The sequence below is a fragment of the Sulfitobacter sp. HI0027 genome (assembly GCF_001634775.1).
GTDB lineage: Bacteria > Pseudomonadota > Alphaproteobacteria > Rhodobacterales > Rhodobacteraceae > Sulfitobacter.
This window is the reverse complement of record NZ_LWER01000415.1, coordinates 1-427: the sequence shown is the minus strand read 5'-3', so window position 1 is coordinate 427 and position 427 is coordinate 1. Positions and strand designations below refer to the sequence as shown.

Here is a 427-nt window from a genome sequence, read left to right as displayed (position 1 = left end):
GATGAGGCCAAAGACGCGCACGGCGACGACGACCACGCAGGTGAAGCCAAGGATGCGCACGGCGATGACGACCACGCCGGTGAAGCTAAAGATGCGCACGGTGATGATGACCACGCAGGTGAAGCCAAGGATGCGCACGGCGATGATGACCACGCAGGTGAAGCTAAAGATGCGCACGGCGACGACGACCACGCAGGTGAAGCCAAGGATGCGCACGGCGATGACGATCATGCAGGCGAAGCCAAGGATGCGCATGGCGATGACGACCACGCAGGTGAAGCCAAAGATGCGCATGGCGATGACGACCACGCAGGTGAAGCCAAGGATGCGCACGGCGATGACGATCATGCAGGCGAAGCCAAGGATGCGCATGGCGATGACGATCATGCAGGCGAAGCTGAAGGCGCACACGGCGATGAAGGCGGTG

Annotated in this window: 1 protein-coding gene; it reads right to left on the bottom strand. The window is 61.6% G+C overall.

Annotation, left to right across the window (positions count from 1 at the left end):
- A partial coding sequence (locus tag A3722_RS24420) for a hypothetical protein (RefSeq protein ID WP_236627473.1) occupies positions 1–348 on the bottom strand: 348 nt, incomplete at its 3' end.
- Positions 349–427: the final 79 nt, after the last annotated feature.